Source organism: Enterococcus sp. DIV2402 (assembly GCF_017426705.2).
Classification (GTDB): Bacteria; Bacillota; Bacilli; order Lactobacillales; family Enterococcaceae; genus Enterococcus_F; species Enterococcus_F lowellii.
This window is the reverse complement of record NZ_CP147251.1, coordinates 842,456-861,708: the sequence shown is the minus strand read 5'-3', so window position 1 is coordinate 861,708 and position 19,253 is coordinate 842,456. Positions and strand designations below refer to the sequence as shown.

Genomic DNA, 19,253 nt, shown 5'->3' with positions numbered 1-19,253 from the left:
TTAGCGTACTTTTTACCAAAAACTTCGATGAATTTCTTGGGTAGCGTCTACATCGTTCATCGTAAACAAATGAATGCCATCTACCCGATGCGTAAGTAATTCGTCTATTTGATGCAGTGTATAATCGATTCCTGCTGCCCGCATAGATAGTGGCTTGTATTGATATTTTTCCAAAATAATGGCTAATTTTCTAGGAATAGCTAGTTGATTGCGTGTCGCCATGTTAAGTACTTGTGAATAACTAAGAATCGGTAATACACCTACCAATAACGGCAAGTTTAAATAATGGTCATACACTTCATGCAATCGATAAAAACCGTCATTTTCAAAAAATAATTGCGTGAGGAATTGTTGACAGCCATCTTGTACCTTTTGTTGAAGATATGCTACTTCTATTCGTGCTGTTTCTTGATTCGTCATGTGTTCTGGGTGGCATGTTCCCATCACAGTAAATTGCGTGGTCTGTTCATTGATATAATAACTTAATTCATTCGCAAACTGAAATTCACCCGTTGGCACGTCCTTCGCAGTAACTTCACCACTGACTGCTAACAATTGAAAAACGTCCTGTTCTTGTAACAATGCCAAAGCCTGCTGGACTTGTTTTTTTGTCATAAAACGGGCGGGTAAGTGAGGTAACGCTTCAATTGCTAATGTTTGCTGAATATAACCTGCCAGTTGGAGAGTTTGTTCAATTTTAGTCTTATCAATGCTTGGTATTCCGATAAATGCTGGCTGCAATTTGGCAAGCTGTGCCGAACATTGTGCCACTTCTTCATAGGAAAAACGGTCATTGGGCGGAACAACTTCCAAAGAAAAGGTTGTGCGTGTCATAAAAATACTCCTTGTTTTTCTTTATTATCAATCAATACCCCAAGGAAAGTCTTAGCGTTTTCCTTGGGGTATGCTATCCATGTAGTTTGCGTTTAATCGTTTGATAAAAAAGCAATTGTTGACGTGCTCGTTTTATCGCCTTGTAGCGTTTCGGTTGTTTTTTATAAAAGGCTTGATGGTAATTTTCTGCTGGCCAAAAAGTTTCGGCTTGGCGAATTTCTGTTACAATGGGTTGGCTATAGTTGAAGGCTAGTTCTGCTTTGGATTGTTCAGCAATTTGTCGTTGCTGATGATCTTGAACAAAAATGATGGGATGATAGTGATTTCCACGATCTTGAAACTGCCCAAAAGCATCCGTTGGGTCAGTAATTTGCCAATATAGTTCCACCAAATCACGATAACTGATTATTCGCTGATCAAAAATAATTTCGACTGCTTCTACGTGACCCGATAATCCACTACTAACTTGATCATACGTTGGATGTTCTATTTTTCCGCCAGTATAACCAGATAAGACCGATACAATACCAGCTTGGGTTTCAAATGGTTCAACCATACACCAAAAACAACCGCCCGCAAAAACGGCTCGTTCTTGGTACGCAAAATTATCGTTATCTCTGGTGTAGGCCTCCTGTTGCACATCAACAGTATTGCCGGTTATTTTCAAATAGAAGTCCATCACATCCGGCGTCAAGTTATTTCGTAAAGCTAGTGGTCGCAATTTTGCTTCTAACTTTGAAAGTTCACTTTGCACATTTATTTCTTGCGCTAATGCATCTTTGGCGATAATCAACTGTTCTCTTTCCCATTCACGCGTGCCTTTTGTTAAAATCAAATTGTAAATATCGTGCAGTACGTTCTCTATCGTTTCATTTTGTTTATTCATAGGTATTAAAAAATGAAACATAGATTTCTTTTCCTAAAATTTCTAAACGTGGAAATGCTGCTTTAGGAATAATATACAAATGGTAACAATCGCCACCCACATCCCAAAAAGCTAGCGTATAATTATGCTGTTCTAAAAAATTTTTCAAACGTTCTAAAAAAACATCGGTTGCTTCATCAGCTATAATTGGTACATCTTTTAAATTTATAGCATACCCTTTTTTTAGAATGCTCGGTTCTAATTGGGCAATGATTTCTTCCGGCCATTCTTTCCAATCAATATATGCCCCAAAATCATGGGGGGTATCATACCCAGTTAACCAATAGGCGGTGATAACATCCGCTTCATCCTCAGGGGAGTATTCCATATTTTCTATCCATTCAGCATATTGACTTGTAAATTTCTCTGGTTGTTCAACCAGCAAGGAAATACTATCCACTGCGTCTACATCATTCTCCGTCAAAATTTTTGTAATTTCAATTAATGGCATCCATTTTGTTTTTGACATGTTGATAACCTCCACGCTTTTCTTCAATTATACTGGAAAATTTTTATTTCAAGCAAATTTCGAGATTAAGATTGCGCCTCATATTGTGTAAGACACCATGCTTTTACTTCATCAGTTGCAAAAGCCGCAGCAACGGCTGTTTGATAAATTTGTTTATAAAGCGATTCATCTGTCGCAAATGCTCGTTGAATACACAACATTTCATTTGTCATCGTTGTATCAGAAACGGTCCGATTATCGGTGCTAATCGTTACATTGATGCCCGCTTGATGAAACTGATAAATAGGATGATTCTGATAACTAGAGACAGCTTTTGTTTGTACATTACTTGTCGGACACATTTCTAAGACGATTTGGCGTTCTTTTACTAATTGATACGCAGTTGGTTCATCCTTAATAAACACACCATGCCCAATTCGCTCTGCGCCTAGTAATTCAATCGCATCAATGACATTTTGTCCGCTACCTGTTTCTCCAGCATGAATGGTCACACGATACCCGTATTTCTTCGCTAAAGCAATTGGTTCAACAAATCGCTCGCAAAAACCAACTTCTTCAATGGCACATAAATCTATCGCAACGACCCCATTTCCTAAAAAGTTTTGCCCGGCTTCCACAACTTCAAAGGCACTTTCAACAGACATGGAACGTAAACAAGATAAAATAAGATTGCCTTTGATGTCATAGCTAGCTTCTGCTTGTCTCATCCCATCAAGCACACTTTGAATGACTTCTTCCAACGTCAATCCTTTTAATGTGTGCAATAGCGGACCAAAACGCACTTCAAGATATTTCACATTTTCTTTAGCTGCATCTTCAAATAATTCAAAGGTAATTCGTTGTAAACTTTCTTTTGACTGCATCACCGCATTTGGTAATGCAAATCGTTTTAAATAATCTTCTAGAGAAGCACACTCAACTGGTGCTACCAATGCTTCTTTTAATTCTATTAAATCATAGGTTGGCAATGAAATTTCCTCTTTTTGGGCAATGGCTAATACCGTTTCTACCCGTACACTTCCATCTAAGTGACAATGTAATTCAATTTTCGGTAATGAATTCATAATATCCTCCTCACGTAGCTCCTAAATAAAAAAATTCCTGCTTACGAAGAAAATACATATCTAGTACTTTCTTCGTAAGCAGGAATTTCGGTTCCTGGTAGAGACCTCCAAACCATATTATTGGAGTTATACGAAAATTTATTCTTGTTTAATTTTTTATAAGGATAATAAATATTAACAGACTTGTCAATTATTATTCTTAAACTTTGTCACTCTCATTATTTTCTCCGCCTACTATCAAATAAAGTGAAAGAGAAATCAACAATAAACAAATGCTAAATAATGTGGATTTTCCCTCTTCCATATTTGAATTAAAACTTAACCAAATGCCTAACAAAGATATTCCTAACACCAAGATTATCCCATATTTGGTTACACGCTTCACTTTTTTCACCCCTCTATACTCATTTTATTTGCTACCAACATTATTTTCTTTGATGGCTTCTACTTTATATAATCGGCTAGTTTTAACAAAGATTTTACCGTCTTAGTTAGTATTGTAAAAAAATAGTTAAAAAAACCTAACAACATCATCACGAATATCGTTAGGTTTAAACTTATTTATAATACACTTCATCCAAAAACAGTCCTTGTGCGGGCACTGTTTCTCCAGCATCTTGTCGAACTTTACTTTCAAAAATAGCATCGATGTCCGCAACTTGCATTTTACCCGCACCGATTTCTATTAATGTTCCCGTAATAATTCGGACCATTTTGTGCAAAAATCCATCACCAACAAAAGTAAAATGTAACAGACTTCCTTCACGTTGAACAGAGATTTCATCAATCGTGCGAACAGTGGATTTCTTCGTTTTTTTCAAAGCAGAAAATCCAATAAAGTCATGTTTGCCGAGTAATTTTTCACAGGCTGCGTTCATTTTTACAAGGTCTAATGTTTGTGGGACATGAAAGCTACGATGTCGTTCAAACGCTGAGGGAATTGGATCATTCCAAACATAATAGCTATATTGTTTGCCTTTGCAATTGTATCGTGCATGGAATCGTTCTGGGACTTCTGCTACTTTTTTAATCACAATATCTTGTGGGAGATAACGATTCATAAAGTCTAAGATTTCATCACGACTTAATGTAGTATTTGTCTTAAAATTGGCAACTTGACCACGAGCATGTGTTCCAGCATCCGTACGACCAGAACCGATAATTTCAAGTTTTTCCCCAGTCATTTGGGTAATAATATTCTCAATCTTTCCTTGAATCGTTTTATCTGAATCACCTAGTCGTTGCCAACCAAGGTATCGTTTGCCATCATATTCGATGGTTAATTTTATATTTCTCATGTGTATGCTCCTTATTTTTAACTTCTACCTCTTATATTGTATACGAAACACCGCCACATTCCCAATATAAAAAATATCTTGCCCACGTTTTATCTAAATAAATGAATTTGTTTCAACTCTGAATTCACTTGAATAGATTGATAACCAAGAAATATTGCATCTATGGTGACTTGAGTATCAACTATATACATATTAACCGTGTATGTATCTTCGCCATCTGAATACTTGATAACCGTCGTAATTAAATTATCATCCCCAATATCTATGAATGCTGTGAACTTATTGACTTGATTATAAGGAACATACAATTCCCAACCCGCTGCTAAAGTAATCGTTGCTGAAAAATGTTTGCTGAAAATATTTGAAGCCAATTTTATTAATCCCATAATAGTTCACCTGTCGTCGCTACTAAATCTGTTTGTTCCCCTATCGAAAGAGTAGCTGCAAAATAATTAGCACTAAACTGTAAAGCGATTATAATTACTAGAACTATGAAAATTGAAGTTTTTTCATCCGTTCTCTCCATTTATCTGCTATTCATCCACAAGTCTTTCTCTAAACTACTTGCTAGGTGTATAGCGCAAGTTTCTAAAGAAGCCCTCTGTTCCAATATCAACAAAAAATCCTAGTGCTCCTTTAGCATTGGCACCATGCTTCATATCATTAACGACTAAAGCAGGTTGCTCTGCCGTATTTATATACAATTTACCATGTGCGCCTTCCACAACAAGCTTGAGGTCGATCCATTCATCTAAGCCAATATCGGCATAACTTTCATATTCGCCAGGATTTGTTTCTCGTGAATGAAAATATTTAAAGTTAGGATAAGAAAAATATTGCACCGTCCGATTTCTTCTTAATTGAATAGCGCATCGACTATTTGTAGGTCGCACATAAAAAGATTCAAATTCAGTATCTTGTTCATCAATTCGAAACGCCATGCCAATAAAACCTCGCGCATGTTCAGGTGCATCTGGTAAAAGGCGACTCAACACTTGAACTTCAATCACACCATCTTGAAATTCAGAACCAATGAGTTTGGCATATGTCGCTTCGTCCTCTCCTGTAACTTTTTGATCTTTAACTACTCTTAAAACACTTGAATCATCAAGTTTAGCATCATTTATAAAAACATTTACTTCTTTAAAAAGATTCGCTTTCACAGATACTTCTTTAAAATTTTTCTCCATCGCTTGCATCTCCCTAACCTATCATTTTTTATCTAAGGATAGTGTAACCAGATTGTCTCTTCATGAGAAGTAGGTACTTTTTTATTAGATAGTTACCTCAAAGAAACGATTAGGAAAAGACACTGTTTTATTGATCGGTAGTTGTCTGAGCTATAGTATTTTTGTTGTAATCAATTCCCCAACTTTGCATAGCATCAATGATCGGACGAAGACTATTGCCTAGATCACTCAACGCATATTCTACTTTCGGCGGGACTTCAGGATAGACCGTTCGAATGATAATTTTATCTTCTTCCATTTTCCTTAAGCTTTGTGTTAATACTTTTTGACTCACACCATCAAGCGCTCGATGAATTTCACTAAAACGTTTGGTGCCAGTAAGTAATTCTCGTATAATCAAAAGTTTCCATTTACTACCAATTAAATCAACTGTTGTAGCAACTGGACAAAATGGTAATTCGTCTTTTGTTAACAATATCCATCACCTCCGTATAAAATTATAGTTTATAGCAAGCTGTTTTATTTATGATACGGTCCGCCCGTATTAATTCGAAACGCTCGATAAATTTGTTCTACTAAAATTAATTTCATTAACTGATGGGGATAAGTCATTTTACCAAATGAGATTTGAGCATTACTCCGTTTCATTACTGCCTCACTTAAACCTAATGAGCCACCAATCACAAACACCAGTTGACTTTTGCCCTGGATGCCTAGCTGGTCAATTTGTTTGGCAAAATCTTCGCTACTTGGATTTTTCCCTTCAATCGCTAACGCATAGACATATTCTTGTTCTTTGATTTTTGCTAAAATTCGCTGTCCCTCTTTTTCTTTCACTTGAAGCATTTCCGACTCACTTAATTTTTCAGGTGCTTTTTCATCTGGAACTTCGACTAATTGAATTTTGGCATATGCACCCAAACGTTTCACATATTCATTAATTCCCTGAACAAGATATTTTTCTTTTAATTTTCCGACAGTAATGATTTTAATATTCATATTGACGCTCCCTTTAATTACTTCTTATTCATTATACATGCAAACTAAATTCGCTGCTATGCTTAGTTTCTCCACATACTTATCCACAGTTTTCACAGGTTTATCCACAGAATTATCCACAAGTCCAGCTATCGCATCATTATTCATCAAATTTAATTACTATTTTTCATCTTTTTACACATTTTTATGCGTATCTTTTTCATAATTTGTTCAAAGTCTAGCAGTAGACTAGATTTAGAAATTAATATTATACTAATTATAAGAAGACTAAATAGGAGGTATATACTCATGGCTCGAAAAAATGTTACACCCAATAGAACAAGTAATGGTGTATTGAAAAAATTTGGGATTGGTTTACTTGGAGGCGTACTGGGCGGTATGTTAAGTGTCGGTGGTTTCTACTACGCAACAGGTGCGAATGATGCTGCTTCTGCTAACGAACCTCTTACTAGCGAAAGTACGAAAGATTCTACTAACGATACGCAAGTAAGTAATGTCAAAGTCAATGTAAATAGTGATGTCACTTCAGCTGTTGAAAAAGTTCAAAATGCGGTCGTTTCAATCATTAATTTACAAGCAACTTCTTCTCAAAGTCAATGGGCTAATCCTTTTGAAACCCAAGAAGAAAATAGCGCTGAATTACAACCAGTTGGTGAAGGTAGTGGCGTGATTTATAAAAAAGATGGCAAAGATGCCTATATCGTAACCAATAACCACGTGGTAGACGGTCAACAAGGATTAGAAGTCGTTTTAACAGATGGCACTAAAGTGAAAGCTGAGCTAATTGGCTCGGATGCTTACACTGATTTAGCTGTTTTAAAAATTGCTTCTGATAAAGTCGATACTGTTGCAACATTTGGAGATTCTGATTCATTAAAAGTAGGTGAACCTGCAATCGCCATCGGTTCTCCTTTAGGATCTGATTATGCAAACTCTGTAACACAAGGGATTATTTCTTCATTAAATCGTTTAGTAACAAACACCAATGAATCGGGACAAGCAATTAGTATTAACGCGATTCAAACCGATGCAGCGATCAATCCAGGTAACTCTGGAGGTCCATTAATTAACGTTGCCGGTCAAGTAATTGGTATTAACTCAAGTAAAATTGCAAGTTCTTCTGGTTCTGGCGTCAGTGTTGAAGGGATGGGCTTTGCCATTCCAAGTAATGATGTGACGAATATTATTGAACAACTAGAAGCAAAAGGCGAGGTTACTCGTCCAGCTTTAGGGATTTCAATGGTTGATTTGAGTAGTATCTCTACGCAACAACAAGAACAAATCCTAAAAGTTCCTTCTTCTGTGGTCAATGGCGTTGTCGTTTCAGCAGTTGGTAGTGCGACTCCGGCTGAAAAAGCAGGCATTCAACAATACGATGTGATTACTAAAATTGATGGCAAAGATATTAGCAGTGGTACAGAATTACGTTCTGCACTTTACAGTAAATCAGTCGGTGATACCATTGAAGTAACTTTCTACCGTGAAGACAAAGAGCAAACGGTCAAAGTGGAATTGTCAGTGGATCAATCTATCATCAACAATCAAAACCAAACACAAAATCAACAACCACAAAATTAAATAGCCGTTGTGAGCAATACAAAAAACTATCCGGACGATGTAAGAGATATGGCTAACAGCCTTTCTCTTTATTGTTCGGATAGTTTATTGTTTCTTATTTACCTACTTTAAAGGCTTCACCAATTACTGCATCACTGCCTAATTCTAAAATTCCTCGTTTCATTGGTGCATTAGGTAGATTTAATTCTTTTGCTGAACAAATCATACCATAGCTCGCAACGCCTCGTAGCTCACCTGGCCAAATCAACATTCCATCAGGCATCATCGCTCCTGGTTTAGCAACGACAACTTTTAGTCCTTTACGGATATTTGGTGCACCACAAACAATTTGGAGCGTTTGTCCGTTATCAACTTCAATTTCTGTAATCGATAAGTGATCACTATCTTCGTGGGCTTCACATGATTTGACAAAACCTACAACAAATTTTGGCTCATGATCTGGTGTTAATTGTTCTGCAAAACCAACTTCACGCATTAATTCATTTAATTGTCCCACTTGTTCATCAGACAGTGTTACTTGACCAGTACCATCAATCGTCATCACTTCTGAAATAGCAAAAAAGTTCCAACCGATCACACGGCCATCTTCTGTTTGAAGGCGTGCTACGTTTCCTTTACGTTCAACAGTTTGTTCTAAGCCTTTATCATTTTCTGTAATCACTAATAATGTATCGCTAACATATTTCGGGTTATAAGCAAAAATCACAATGTTTCCTCCTAAAATTCATTTCGACAACTATCTTAACAAATTTTACGTTCAGAAACACTATTCATGGCATTTTTTTTATTAAAAAAGCGCTCTTTTAAAAATCATTCTCTAGACGGAGTAAAAAATTTTTTTACATGGTATACTTATTTTATAAGAAAGCGATTTCTTATATCTAAAAAGGAGAGGATTATAATGAAAAACAAAGGCTCATTCTGGCAAAACTTATTTGGTTTCTTATCAATAGATATTGTTGTTCGAGGTATTGTGGCAATTGTTGCGGTTATTCTCCTGTTTTGGTTCTTAACACGTTAATCGAAAAGACCTGTTTATTCGGCAGGTCTTTTTTTATCAAAAAAAGAAGACTGATTACTCAGCCTTCCCTTTCGTTGGTGTCACAACTAAAACATCACAGGGTGCTTCACGAATGACATAACTTGCCACACTTCCCACCATCAAGCGTTCAACCGCATTTAATCCCGATTGTCCCACCATGACTAAATCTACGCCATATTTTTGTGGTAAATCACGTGCTAACGCTGTTTTTGGTGATCCAAAGACGACCACACCTTCGACATCATGAAAAGAAACAGAAGCCGCATATTCTTTTGCCTCATCAATCATTTCTTGTGCTTCGTCTTCTTCTTTTTCTAAAACGGACTCACTTAATGGTGCATAGCCCATCGTCGTTGGTAATTGAGGCTCAATAATTGCCGCAACAACTACTTTCCCCTCATTTCTACGAGCAACTTCAACTGCTTTTTCAAATGCTTCTTTTGCTTGTTCTGAACCATCGATACCGACTAAAACTGTTTGATAGTTTTGTTCCATTGTGCTCACCCTTCCATTTTTTATCTTAAAGACTACGAAGAAACGTTTCGATTTCTTCTTTTGTCTTGCGCTCTTTGTTGACTAATCTACCTAATTCTTTTCCGTCTTGAATTACAACAAAACTTGGAATGCCAAAAATGTTCCATTCTGAAGCAACGTCAATATATTCATCGCGATCGACTTCAATAAATTGATACTCTGGAAAATCTGCTTCAATTTCAGGCATTGCAGGTTTGATAAAACGACAATCGCCACACCAATCTGCGGTGAAGAAAAACACGTTTTTACCTTGCTCTACATAACCCGCAAGTTCTTCTAAATTTTTAGGAATAATCATTCACTCGCCCACTTTCTTCTTTATTAACTTCAGTATACTCTTTTTAATCAATGAAAAAAAGCTATCCAAACTAGTTTCGTTTGAATAGCTTTGATAATTATTGACCTTCAATAATCGTATTGATTGTGCTTTGATCTAACCCGCGTAATGTTTGAATCAACATTTCTTGTGCTGCATCATAATCGGCAATACTAAACATTGTTTGGTGCGTATGAATATAACGACCAACCACGCCAATAACTGTACTTGGAATTCCTTCGTTCGCAGTATGAGCTGCTCCAGCATCGGTTCCACCTTTTGAAACAAAATATTGGTAAGGAATATTGTGTGTTTCAGCAGTATCTAATAAATATTCTTTCAAGCGTGGCAACATAATTAAACCTGGATCGTAAATACGCATTAACGTCCCTTCACCTAAATGACCAAATGTGCCATTTTTAGTTACTGTGTCGTCTGCTGCAGAACAATCTACGGCAAAAAATAAATCCGGTTTGAATTTAGTCACAGATGGTTTTGAACCACGTAATCCAACTTCTTCTTGAACATTGGCACCTGCGATGAGTGTATGACCTAGTTTTTCGTCTTTAAGTGCTTCTAAAGCTTCTAAAACGACTGTACAGCCATAGCGATTATCCCACGCTTTTGAAATAATATTTTTGCCATTCGCTGTTTTAATTGTTTCGACTTGCGGAACAATCGTATCTCCTACACGCACCCCATAACTAGCGGCTTCTTCTCTAGAATCAAAACCTGCATCAAATAAAATATCCGTCACTTCTAGGGATTTTTGACCAGCTGTTCCACGTAATAAATGTGGTGGAATAGAAGAAGAAATACAAGGATAATCACCCTTAGCTGTTTTTAAAGTAAAGCGTTGCGCTGAAACAACGTATGGATTCCATCCTCCTAGTGGTGTCACTTTAAACAATCCACGATCAGTAATTTGCGTAATCATAAAACCGACTTCATCCATATGCGCTGCAACCATCACACGTGGTGCATCTGCGTCTTCATGATGACGAATCCCAAAAATACCGCCTAAACCGTCTTGTTGAATTTCATCAACCAGTGGCGTCATTTCTTTTCTCATATACGCACGAATTTCATGTTCAAAACCGCTTGTTCCTTGCATCTCTGTCAACTCTTTGATTCGTTGAAATGTTTTTTCTTGCATGTTTTTGTTTGACATTTGTCAAACCTAGCCCCCTTTATCAATAAAACTACCTATTCAGTATAACGCAAAACCAATAATATGGTAAAATAAACAGTAATTAGATTAGAGCTTAAGAAAAGAGGTCATAGTATGGCAACAAATCAACCGTTCAATTATTTCAAAAATGGTTTAGCAATTGGAGCAACTATTGGATTGGCAAGCGGAATTGCCGCAACTGTCTGGGTGAAAAATCGAAAAGAATTGTCTGCTGACGATGTCTTAAACCAAGTAAAACGCGCTTTTTTATTAGAGGGTCCAATTGAAGGCTCTTGGATTAACTTTGAGAAACAACCTTTACGTAAATTTGCTGTTCATTCGACAGCATATAACGGTGGCATTACTCGCATGGAAGATGGCGAGTTGGCTATTTATGAATTTTTAGCAGATACTAAAACAGGAACTGTTTTAGATATTACACGTTCAATTTAAAGAAAAGAGGAATGTATGATGGGTTTATTTGATGGATTAATGGGAAATGCAACTGAAGCCAATCACCAAGACATTACCAAGAAATTAGCTGATGTTTTAATACCAGATGAACAAGTCAATCTCGCCTTTAAACTAGTTCGTGACTTGGTCGTTTTCACTGATTATCGTTTAATTATTGTCGATAAACAAGGGGTCACAGGTAAAAAAGCGACTTATAAATCAATTCCCTATAAAAGTATTTCGCGTTTTAGTGTCGAAACATCCGGACATTTTGATTTAGATGCCGAATTAAAAATTTGGATTTCTAGCAGTGTCGAGCCGGCTGAAATGCTACAATTTAGAAAAGACAAAAATATTACTCAAATTCAAAAAGCACTTGCTACAGCTGTCTTAAGATAAACAAAACCGATGTGATTGCTCACATCGGTTTTTGTTTTATTTCGCCAATCTATAAATGGCATCCGCATAAATTACGGCTGCACGGAATAAATCGTCTAATTCCATGAATTCATTGGCTTGGTGCATGGTATCTGTATACCCAGGGAACATGGCGCCATAGGCAACCCCACGCTCTAATAAGCGACCATATGTGCCGCCACCGATAATTTGTTCAAACCCTTTTTCACCGGTATGTTCTTCGTAAACCGCTAATAATGTTTGTACCAACGGATCATCTTGAGGAACATAATGTGGTTTCATATGATGTGGTTCTGTTGAGAAAGTTGCACCTAATGAACCAAGTGTTTCTTGTAACCCAGCTTCAATGTTTTCTAACGTTGTTCCTTGAGGGTAACGGAAATTCAAGTTAACGAAAGCTTGATCTTTATCTGCTGAAAAATCAAATAAACCAGCGTTCATCGTTAATTTACCCATTTTTTCATCTTCATAAGCAGTGTGTAATTTTTCACCATAAACATCTTCATGAATGTATTCGGCGATAGCTTGAACAAAGTTTTTCGCACCACCAGAAAAATCGTAGTCGTTTAAGAATGCCGCTAAAAAGGTTGCCGCATTGATTCCGATTTGTGGACTTGCACCATGTGCGCCCTTACCAATTAGATCAAAAGTAACCGTTAAGTCTTCAACAGTGCTTGTCCCCTTCACTGGATTCGCTTCAAGGTAAGCAGTAAAGGCTGTTGTCAATTCCGTCACTTTTTCTGCATCTGGAACAGTCACAACTGCCTTAGCTGTTCCTGGCACCATATTTGCACGTAGACCAGAAACAAAACTTTCTAAAGTATAGCTGCCTGTATTGCCACTTGGCAGATGAATAGCAACAGAAACATTCCCTTTTTCTCCATTGATAATTGGAAATTCTGCATCTGGTGAGAAACCAAAGTCTGGTTTTGCTTCATGTTCAAAATAGTAATCCATATCTGCCCAGCCACTTTCTTCGTCAGAACCAACTACAAAGCGGATTTTTTTTGATAATGGTAATCCTAATTCTTTAATGATTTTCATTCCATAATACGCCGCCATACTTGGACCTTTATCATCAGAAGAGCCACGAGCATAGATTTTATTATCTTTAATGACTGGTTCATAAGGATTGGTATCCCAACCATCACCAGCGGGTACAACGTCCATATGACCGAAAATCCCTAATGTTTCATCGCCTTCGCCATATTCAATGTGTCCAGCGTAATTGTCTACGTTTTTTACGATGAAACCATCACGCTCGCCGTAAGCTAACATGTGTACTAACGCATCACGAGGTCCTGGTCCAAATGGAGCGTCTGGCGTTACTTTATCGTCTTCACGTTCACTTTTTACTTTCAATAAGTCGATTAAATCTTGCAACAAATCATCTTTGCGTGCATCGACTTCTTTTTGCCAATCAATTGTCATTTGATTCCCTCCAAATTCTATTCTCGTGTTCCATGATACCACTTCTAACATCGAAAGTGAAAAAGTTTTGCGTGGAGACTCTTTTTTAAAAAAAAGTTATAATAAATTAACTATAAAAAAGGACTGAAACGTATGAAACAACTAACAGAAAAATGTCTTGAAATCATTCAACCTCGCCCTAAAAATTCCCACAAAGGCACATTCGGTCGAGTCGTTTTAATTGGTGGCAATGCGCAATATGGTGGCGCAATTATGATGAGTGCCGAAGCTTGTGTACGTTCGGGTGCTGGTTTAGTGACTGTCATTACCCATTCCAAGAATCATGCACCATTGCATGCGCGTCTTCCAGAAGTAATGGTCGTTGATTGGCAAGATGAAGACCTCATTGCGGACGTTTTTGCTACAGCTGATGTCTGTTTGATTGGTCCAGGACTTGGCTTAGAAAAACGTAGCAAAGAACTCCTTGCATTTGTTCTACAAAAACAAGATAAACAATGGTTCGTAATTGACGGTTCCGCGATTACCTTGATTTCCGAAGACAATCTATCTTTGCCAAAACCCAAACAAACCGTTTTTACACCGCATCAAATGGAATGGCAACGATTGAGTCACATTCCAATTTCTGAGCAAAATCAACAACTAAACCAATATGTGCAACAAAAATTACAAGCAACCATCGTCTTAAAAAGCCATCGTACCGAAATTTATCACCATACAGGAATTTATCAAAATCTTCTAGGGAATCCAGGAATGGCGACAGGTGGTACTGGTGATACTTTGGCAGGGATGATTACTGGTTTTCTGGCTCAATTTCCAAAAGATATTACTAGCATTCATGCTGCCGTTTATCTACACAGTTACATTGGTGATCAATTAGCAAAAGAGCGCTATGTGGTTTTACCCACCGAGATTAGTGCCGCTTTACCTTTTTGGATGAATTATTTCGCAAATGCTTGAAAAATAGTCAATTATCCCCTATAATTCTTGTTCTGTTAACTTTTTGACAAAAGGAGAATGTGTATGGTCAACACTGAATTTCAAAAAGAAAAAAATTATTTGTCACAAGTCTATCAACAATTACTACAAACAGAACAAGCACTACAAAAACTCGTTCAAACAGCCAAAGAAGATGGTTTAACTTCCTTACGCGAAATGGGTAAAGATGTCAGTCTCAACTTTGATAGTGTCCTTGACAATTTGGACACCTTCTCAATGCTTGAGATGAAAAATCGCGAAATCGATCAAATGAATATTAGAATTCAATCGAGCGAACGCACGTTACAACAAGTTCAACAACTACTGAAAAGTCCTTATTTTGGTAAAGTGACGCTGACTTTTTCAGATGAAGAAACATCCGACGCCTTTTATTTCGGTCGTTACAATTTTACGAATGAAGCTGGTGAAACTTTAATTTTTGATTGGCGTTCCCCAATTGCCGAAACCTATTACAACAATATGTTAGGCGACTCTTATTATGAAGCCAATCAGCAACAAATTCCCGTCACTATTCTTGATCGACGCCAGCTTTTAATTGAAAAAAATCATTTACTTCAATATTTTGATACATCTGTCGCGATTCAAGACGATATTTTACTCGAAGCACTCAAACAAGATGCCACTCATCACATGCAAGATATTACCGCTACAATTCAAACCGAACAAAATAAAATTATTCGTGATACTCAACATGAGATTGTATTAGTTAATGGTGTCGCTGGTAGTGGTAAAACCTCGACAATCATGCAACGTATTGCGTATTTATTGTATTTATTCCGTAAACAAATGACTGCTGATAATTGTCTAATTTTATCTCCTAACCATCGTTTTATTGATTATATTTCAAATGTATTGCCTTCATTAGGTGAACGCACACCACTCAACTTAACCATCACGCAGTTTTTACAACAGTTTCTCACACTGCCACTTGAAGATGAAACCAGCTATTTTGAGCGAATTAGTAAAGCGACAGTCGATGAACAAACGACACAGTTACGTAGTTCCGCCTTTTTAACATTTCTAAAAAATACTACTTGCCAGCCGGATGATTTTTTTGAAGCAATTCACTACAAAAAGCAGGTACTGATTAGTCACGAAAAAATTAAAGCCCTCTACCAATCTACACCAGCACAAGCAACTATCCAAGATCGGATTCAAGCAACCAAAAAACTTTTACTTAGCGATTGGGAACGTCATTTATTGCATCAAGCAAAATCAGCTCGAATTCAAGATCAACTACTCGCTTTATCAGAAGCGCAGCAAATGCAGTACTTTGGAGAACTAATCACCGATGATTCCGAACAACAACTGATTCATTATGCACAAACTTTGTTGCGAAAAAAATATCAACGCGTCCAAAAACAAATCGAACAACTCCGCTGGATCGATACACTTGCCATGTTTCAATCCTGCTTGCAGCGGTATACGAAAACAAAAGCTCCCCTCTCTACTACCATAAATGTAGATGAAGCAGTTGGTTTAGTTTTGATGACACATTGGTTTCTTGAAAAAATTGAAACACCTCATATGCACTATGTTTTTATTGATGAAGTACAAGACTATACACCAGCCCAACTAGTGCTATTAAACGAACTTTTCCCTAAAGCACGTTTTACCATGGTTGGCGATGAAAACCAAGCTATTTTCAATTCAACGAGTTCATTTAAAACGATTGCTAATCAATTTGTTCAGCGTCAATCAGTCATAACCTATCCTTTGCTTTATAGTTATCGTTCGACAGGTGCCATTACTCAGTTATTCAATCAATTAACTACCCAAGAAATTACCATTATTCCTGTTCGTCCTTTGGGAAAAGTTCCGCAATATCTACCTATCGATACAACAACCGATTTGAATCCCTTACTCACAAGGATTGCTCAAGAAAATCAAACAACGACACTCACATTGTTAACCAAAACGGCTCAACAAGCTACTCAAATAAAAGAAAAATTAACTCTATCTGCAATTAATGTGACTGTTTTACCCATTAGTTTAGCGAAAGGTTTAGAATTCGATCATGTCGTACTCTATGATGTCTCTTCTGAAATGTATCATACACCACGAGACCGACGCATTTTATACACCGCTCTTTCTCGTGCAATGCAAACAATCACTTTACTGTATTCGCAGCAACTGACGAATTTCTTGCAATAAAAAAAAAGCAACCAATTAATGCCGACTCTCACTGAATGAGGTGCATTAATTGGTTGTTTGTTTTTATTCGATTTTATCCGCGTAACGCTTCAACATCGCGAGCGATAACTAATTCTTCGTCTGTTGGAATTAACAATACTTTTACTTTTGATTCTGGTGTAGAGATTTCTAATTCTTTTCCACGTGTCGCATTTTTTTCTGGGTCTAATTCACAACCAAACCAAGTCATACCGTTAATGATGTTTGCACGAGCATTTGCATCATTTTCACCAATACCAGCTGTGAAGACAATCGCATCAACCCCGTTCATTACAGTTACGTAAGAACCGATATATTTACGGATACGGTCAGCAAAGATGTCTAAAGCTACTTGAACTTCTTCTTTGTCCATATTGTTTTCTAAGTCACGCATGTCACTTGAAATACCTGATAGGCCTTGTAAACCAGATTTTTTATTTAAGATGTTAAGCATTTCTTTGATATCAATGTTTAATTTATCCATTAAGAATGGTAAAATCGCTGGATCTAAGTCGCCTGAACGAGTTCCCATTGTTACGCCAGCTAAAGGTGTGAAGCCCATTGATGTATCAACTGATTTACCACCATCAACTGCTGTAATTGATGCACCGTTTCCTAAGTGACAAGTGATGATTTTTAATTCTTCGATTGGACGATCTAACATTTCAGCTGCACGATGCGCAACGTATTGATGACTTGTTCCATGAGCACCATATTTGCGTACGCCATATTCTTCATAGAATTCTTTTGGTAAGCTATATAGATAGTTTACTTTCGGCATAGTTGAATGGAATGCTGTATCGAAGACAGCTACACTCACAATATTTGGCAATAAGTGTTGGAATGCTTTGATTCCCATAATATTTGCAGGATTGTGTAAAGGAGCAAAATCAGCTAATTCTTCAATTTTTTCCATAACATCTTCATCGATAACTACTGATTTATCAAAATAGCTTCCGCCTTGAACTACACGGTGTCCTACACCTGTAATTTCATCGTAAGAGCTTAAAATGTTTAATTCAATCAATTGATCTAATAACATTTTAACAGCTATTTCATGGTCAGGGATATCAATAATTTGTTCGAATTTTTGGTCTTCCCCGTATTTAATGGTGAAGATAGAATCATTCAAACCAATACGTTCAACGATTCCTTTCGCTACTACTGTTTCTTCTGGCATTTGATATAATTGCCATTTTAGACTTGAACTTCCTGCATTAATTGCAATTGTTTTAGACATCTTATTTTCTCCCTTATTCTTATTATTTTAAATCCTCGAAAATACTTTTCAAGGTTCATAAACTAATTTAACTCATTGCTTTTTTTCCAAGTAATAAACTCTTGAAAGAACGCCGTTACATATTTTGTCTCTTTTAAAGAAGTCAATTTTGCTAGCAATACTTCTGGCACTTGCTTAACATCTGATCCTTTACGTTGTAGAATCAGAATACTTTTACGAGATATTTCATTTTTAAATAGTTCGTCAGGTAACTGAATAATTCCTTGCAAGTAAACGTTGTTACCTATCCATTGTTTCAAATAGTCACTTTGCTCTGTTTCTAAGAAGTTAGATGGCACTAAAAATAGACCAAACCCACCTTCTTTAACATAATTCATACTTTGTTCCATCAATAAATGATGAGCAAAAGTATGGCCATTTTCTGCAGCAGTTACAAATTCTTGGGCTTTTTCATCAATTGGATAATAACCAACAGGTAAATCACCTACTGCAACGTCGACTGGATCTACCAACAGACTTTGTAACCCATCTTGATGGAATAATTGGGTATCTGTGTTTAACCATTGGCTATTAACTGCAGCAACGCCAAGTAGCGTCTCATCATTATCCACACCAATACCTGAAATTTGATATTTTGCCAATTTCAAATTACTGATAATTGTTAATAATAAATTTCCCATTCCAACCGATAAATCTAAAACGGTTAACGGTTGCCCTTTTTTTGCTAATTGCTCAATTAAGAAAACAAATAAAAAGCCAATACTATCAGGTGTTAATTGATGGTTTGGCTGTAAGGGTTCTGTTTGCGCCCCTTTAAGTAACAACAACTGAGAAAGTTTACGAGTTTCTTCTTGTTCTAACGAAATCGTTTGTAATTTACGGTAGATGTCATTTACTTTTTCAGTAGTTTCTGCATTTGGAACTCCATCAATCACACGTACTTGATATTGATCAATGATATTTTCCACATGTTCTACATAGGCATCCAAATATGAGGACTCCAATGCAGTTTGCAACAATTGAATGGCTTCAAGATGCAAGTGGAAGCTTTCTTCAATTTTTTCTGGAAACATGGTGCACCTCATTTCAAGCTCTAAACTATAACAACTATTATACCTGTTTAA

General features: G+C 36.8%; 22 protein-coding genes and 1 riboswitch. Of the genes, 5 read left to right on the top strand and 17 right to left on the bottom strand.

Annotation, left to right across the window (positions count from 1 at the left end):
* Nucleotides 1-12 precede the first annotated feature (12 nt).
* The 10 genes from DOK78_RS04275 to rlmH form a co-directional block, all read right to left on the bottom strand.
* Entirely contained in the window at nucleotides 13-834 is an 822-nt protein-coding gene (locus DOK78_RS04275; RefSeq protein WP_207942505.1) for a methylenetetrahydrofolate reductase, read from the bottom strand.
* A gap of 73 nt (nucleotides 835-907) precedes the next feature.
* Nucleotides 908-1,741: a peptide-methionine (S)-S-oxide reductase MsrA gene (msrA, locus tag DOK78_RS04270; protein WP_243430754.1), complete on the bottom strand. Its 834-nt coding sequence runs from the start codon at nucleotides 1,739-1,741 to the stop codon at nucleotides 908-910.
* The gene (locus tag DOK78_RS04265; RefSeq protein ID WP_243430756.1) at nucleotides 1,713-2,228 is read right to left on the bottom strand and encodes a DUF6630 family protein; all 516 of its coding nucleotides are present in this window, start codon (nucleotides 2,226-2,228) and stop codon (nucleotides 1,713-1,715) included. Before DOK78_RS04265 ends, msrA begins: the two co-directional genes overlap by 29 nt.
* A gap of 65 nt (nucleotides 2,229-2,293) precedes the next feature.
* Nucleotides 2,294-3,292 (bottom strand): adenosine deaminase, encoded by a 999-nt coding sequence (gene add, locus DOK78_RS04260; RefSeq protein WP_207942506.1) that lies wholly within the window; start codon nucleotides 3,290-3,292, stop codon nucleotides 2,294-2,296.
* 55 nt (nucleotides 3,293-3,347) lie between these two features.
* Nucleotides 3,348-3,446: riboswitch (purine riboswitch) on the bottom strand.
* A gap of 45 nt (nucleotides 3,447-3,491) precedes the next feature.
* Complete coding sequence (locus DOK78_RS04255; protein WP_207942507.1) at nucleotides 3,492-3,677, bottom strand: hypothetical protein; 186 nt, start codon at nucleotides 3,675-3,677, stop codon at nucleotides 3,492-3,494.
* Between the two features lie 172 nt (nucleotides 3,678-3,849).
* Complete coding sequence (gene truA / locus DOK78_RS04250; protein ID WP_207942508.1) at nucleotides 3,850-4,590, bottom strand: tRNA pseudouridine(38-40) synthase TruA; 741 nt, start codon at nucleotides 4,588-4,590, stop codon at nucleotides 3,850-3,852.
* A gap of 89 nt (nucleotides 4,591-4,679) precedes the next feature.
* A complete protein-coding gene (locus DOK78_RS04245; protein ID WP_207942509.1) occupies nucleotides 4,680-4,976 on the bottom strand; it encodes a hypothetical protein in 297 nt (98 codons plus the stop codon).
* A 174-nt stretch (nucleotides 4,977-5,150) separates the two neighbouring features.
* Complete coding sequence (locus tag DOK78_RS04240; RefSeq protein WP_207942510.1) at nucleotides 5,151-5,780, bottom strand: hypothetical protein; 630 nt, start codon at nucleotides 5,778-5,780, stop codon at nucleotides 5,151-5,153.
* 127 nt (nucleotides 5,781-5,907) lie between these two features.
* The gene (locus DOK78_RS04235; RefSeq protein WP_207942511.1) at nucleotides 5,908-6,255 is read right to left on the bottom strand and encodes a winged helix-turn-helix transcriptional regulator; all 348 of its coding nucleotides are present in this window, start codon (nucleotides 6,253-6,255) and stop codon (nucleotides 5,908-5,910) included.
* Nucleotides 6,256-6,299: 44 nt separating this feature from the next.
* Nucleotides 6,300-6,779 carry a 23S rRNA (pseudouridine(1915)-N(3))-methyltransferase RlmH gene (rlmH, locus tag DOK78_RS04230; protein WP_207942512.1) on the bottom strand — a complete coding sequence of 160 codons (480 nt, stop codon included), beginning with the start codon at nucleotides 6,777-6,779 and terminating at the stop codon, nucleotides 6,300-6,302.
* Nucleotides 6,780-7,067: 288 nt separating this feature from the next.
* Here rlmH and DOK78_RS04225 point away from each other — a divergent pair, with 288 nt between their 5' ends.
* The gene (locus tag DOK78_RS04225) at nucleotides 7,068-8,357 is read left to right on the top strand and encodes a S1C family serine protease (RefSeq protein ID WP_207942513.1); all 1,290 of its coding nucleotides are present in this window, start codon (nucleotides 7,068-7,070) and stop codon (nucleotides 8,355-8,357) included.
* A gap of 94 nt (nucleotides 8,358-8,451) precedes the next feature.
* Here the strand turns inward: DOK78_RS04225 and ytpR are convergent, their stop codons facing one another.
* From ytpR to pepA, 4 genes are all read right to left on the bottom strand, one after another.
* Nucleotides 8,452-9,063 carry a YtpR family tRNA-binding protein gene (gene ytpR / locus DOK78_RS04220; protein WP_207942514.1) on the bottom strand — a complete coding sequence of 204 codons (612 nt, stop codon included), beginning with the start codon at nucleotides 9,061-9,063 and terminating at the stop codon, nucleotides 8,452-8,454.
* A gap of 369 nt (nucleotides 9,064-9,432) precedes the next feature.
* Nucleotides 9,433-9,894 (bottom strand): universal stress protein, encoded by a 462-nt coding sequence (locus DOK78_RS04215; protein WP_207942515.1) that lies wholly within the window; start codon nucleotides 9,892-9,894, stop codon nucleotides 9,433-9,435.
* A gap of 25 nt (nucleotides 9,895-9,919) precedes the next feature.
* Nucleotides 9,920-10,231, bottom strand: coding sequence for a thioredoxin family protein (locus DOK78_RS04210; protein WP_207942516.1), 312 nt, complete (start codon nucleotides 10,229-10,231; stop codon nucleotides 9,920-9,922).
* A gap of 97 nt (nucleotides 10,232-10,328) precedes the next feature.
* Nucleotides 10,329-11,405 (bottom strand): glutamyl aminopeptidase, encoded by a 1,077-nt coding sequence (pepA, locus tag DOK78_RS04205; RefSeq protein ID WP_207942562.1) that lies wholly within the window; start codon nucleotides 11,403-11,405, stop codon nucleotides 10,329-10,331.
* Between the two features lie 129 nt (nucleotides 11,406-11,534).
* Here pepA and DOK78_RS04200 point away from each other — a divergent pair, with 129 nt between their 5' ends.
* Nucleotides 11,535-11,873, top strand: coding sequence for a PepSY domain-containing protein (locus tag DOK78_RS04200; RefSeq protein ID WP_207942517.1), 339 nt, complete (start codon nucleotides 11,535-11,537; stop codon nucleotides 11,871-11,873).
* An 18-nt stretch (nucleotides 11,874-11,891) separates the two neighbouring features.
* Nucleotides 11,892-12,272, top strand: a complete 381-nt coding sequence (locus DOK78_RS04195) for a PH domain-containing protein (protein ID WP_207942563.1) — start codon at nucleotides 11,892-11,894, stop codon at nucleotides 12,270-12,272.
* 36 nt (nucleotides 12,273-12,308) lie between these two features.
* Here DOK78_RS04195 and pepV read toward each other — a convergent pair whose 3' ends face one another.
* Nucleotides 12,309-13,721: a dipeptidase PepV gene (pepV, locus tag DOK78_RS04190; RefSeq protein ID WP_207942518.1), complete on the bottom strand. Its 1,413-nt coding sequence runs from the start codon at nucleotides 13,719-13,721 to the stop codon at nucleotides 12,309-12,311.
* A 132-nt stretch (nucleotides 13,722-13,853) separates the two neighbouring features.
* Here pepV and DOK78_RS04185 point away from each other — a divergent pair, with 132 nt between their 5' ends.
* Together DOK78_RS04185 and DOK78_RS04180 are read left to right on the top strand one after the other, a co-directional pair.
* A complete protein-coding gene (locus tag DOK78_RS04185) occupies nucleotides 13,854-14,678 on the top strand; it encodes an NAD(P)H-hydrate dehydratase (RefSeq protein ID WP_207942519.1) in 825 nt (274 codons plus the stop codon).
* 63 nt (nucleotides 14,679-14,741) lie between these two features.
* Nucleotides 14,742-16,871 (top strand): HelD family protein, encoded by a 2,130-nt coding sequence (locus DOK78_RS04180; protein ID WP_207942520.1) that lies wholly within the window; start codon nucleotides 14,742-14,744, stop codon nucleotides 16,869-16,871.
* A gap of 73 nt (nucleotides 16,872-16,944) precedes the next feature.
* On the opposite strand, the gene DOK78_RS04175 is transcribed toward DOK78_RS04180, so the two are convergent.
* On the bottom strand, nucleotides 16,945-18,129 hold the full coding sequence (locus tag DOK78_RS04175; RefSeq protein ID WP_207942521.1) for an acetate/propionate family kinase: 1,185 nt from the start codon (nucleotides 18,127-18,129) through the stop codon (nucleotides 16,945-16,947).
* A gap of 62 nt (nucleotides 18,130-18,191) precedes the next feature.
* Nucleotides 18,192-19,202: a class I SAM-dependent methyltransferase gene (locus tag DOK78_RS04170; protein WP_207942522.1), complete on the bottom strand. Its 1,011-nt coding sequence runs from the start codon at nucleotides 19,200-19,202 to the stop codon at nucleotides 18,192-18,194.
* Between the last annotated feature and the right edge of the window lie 51 nt (nucleotides 19,203-19,253).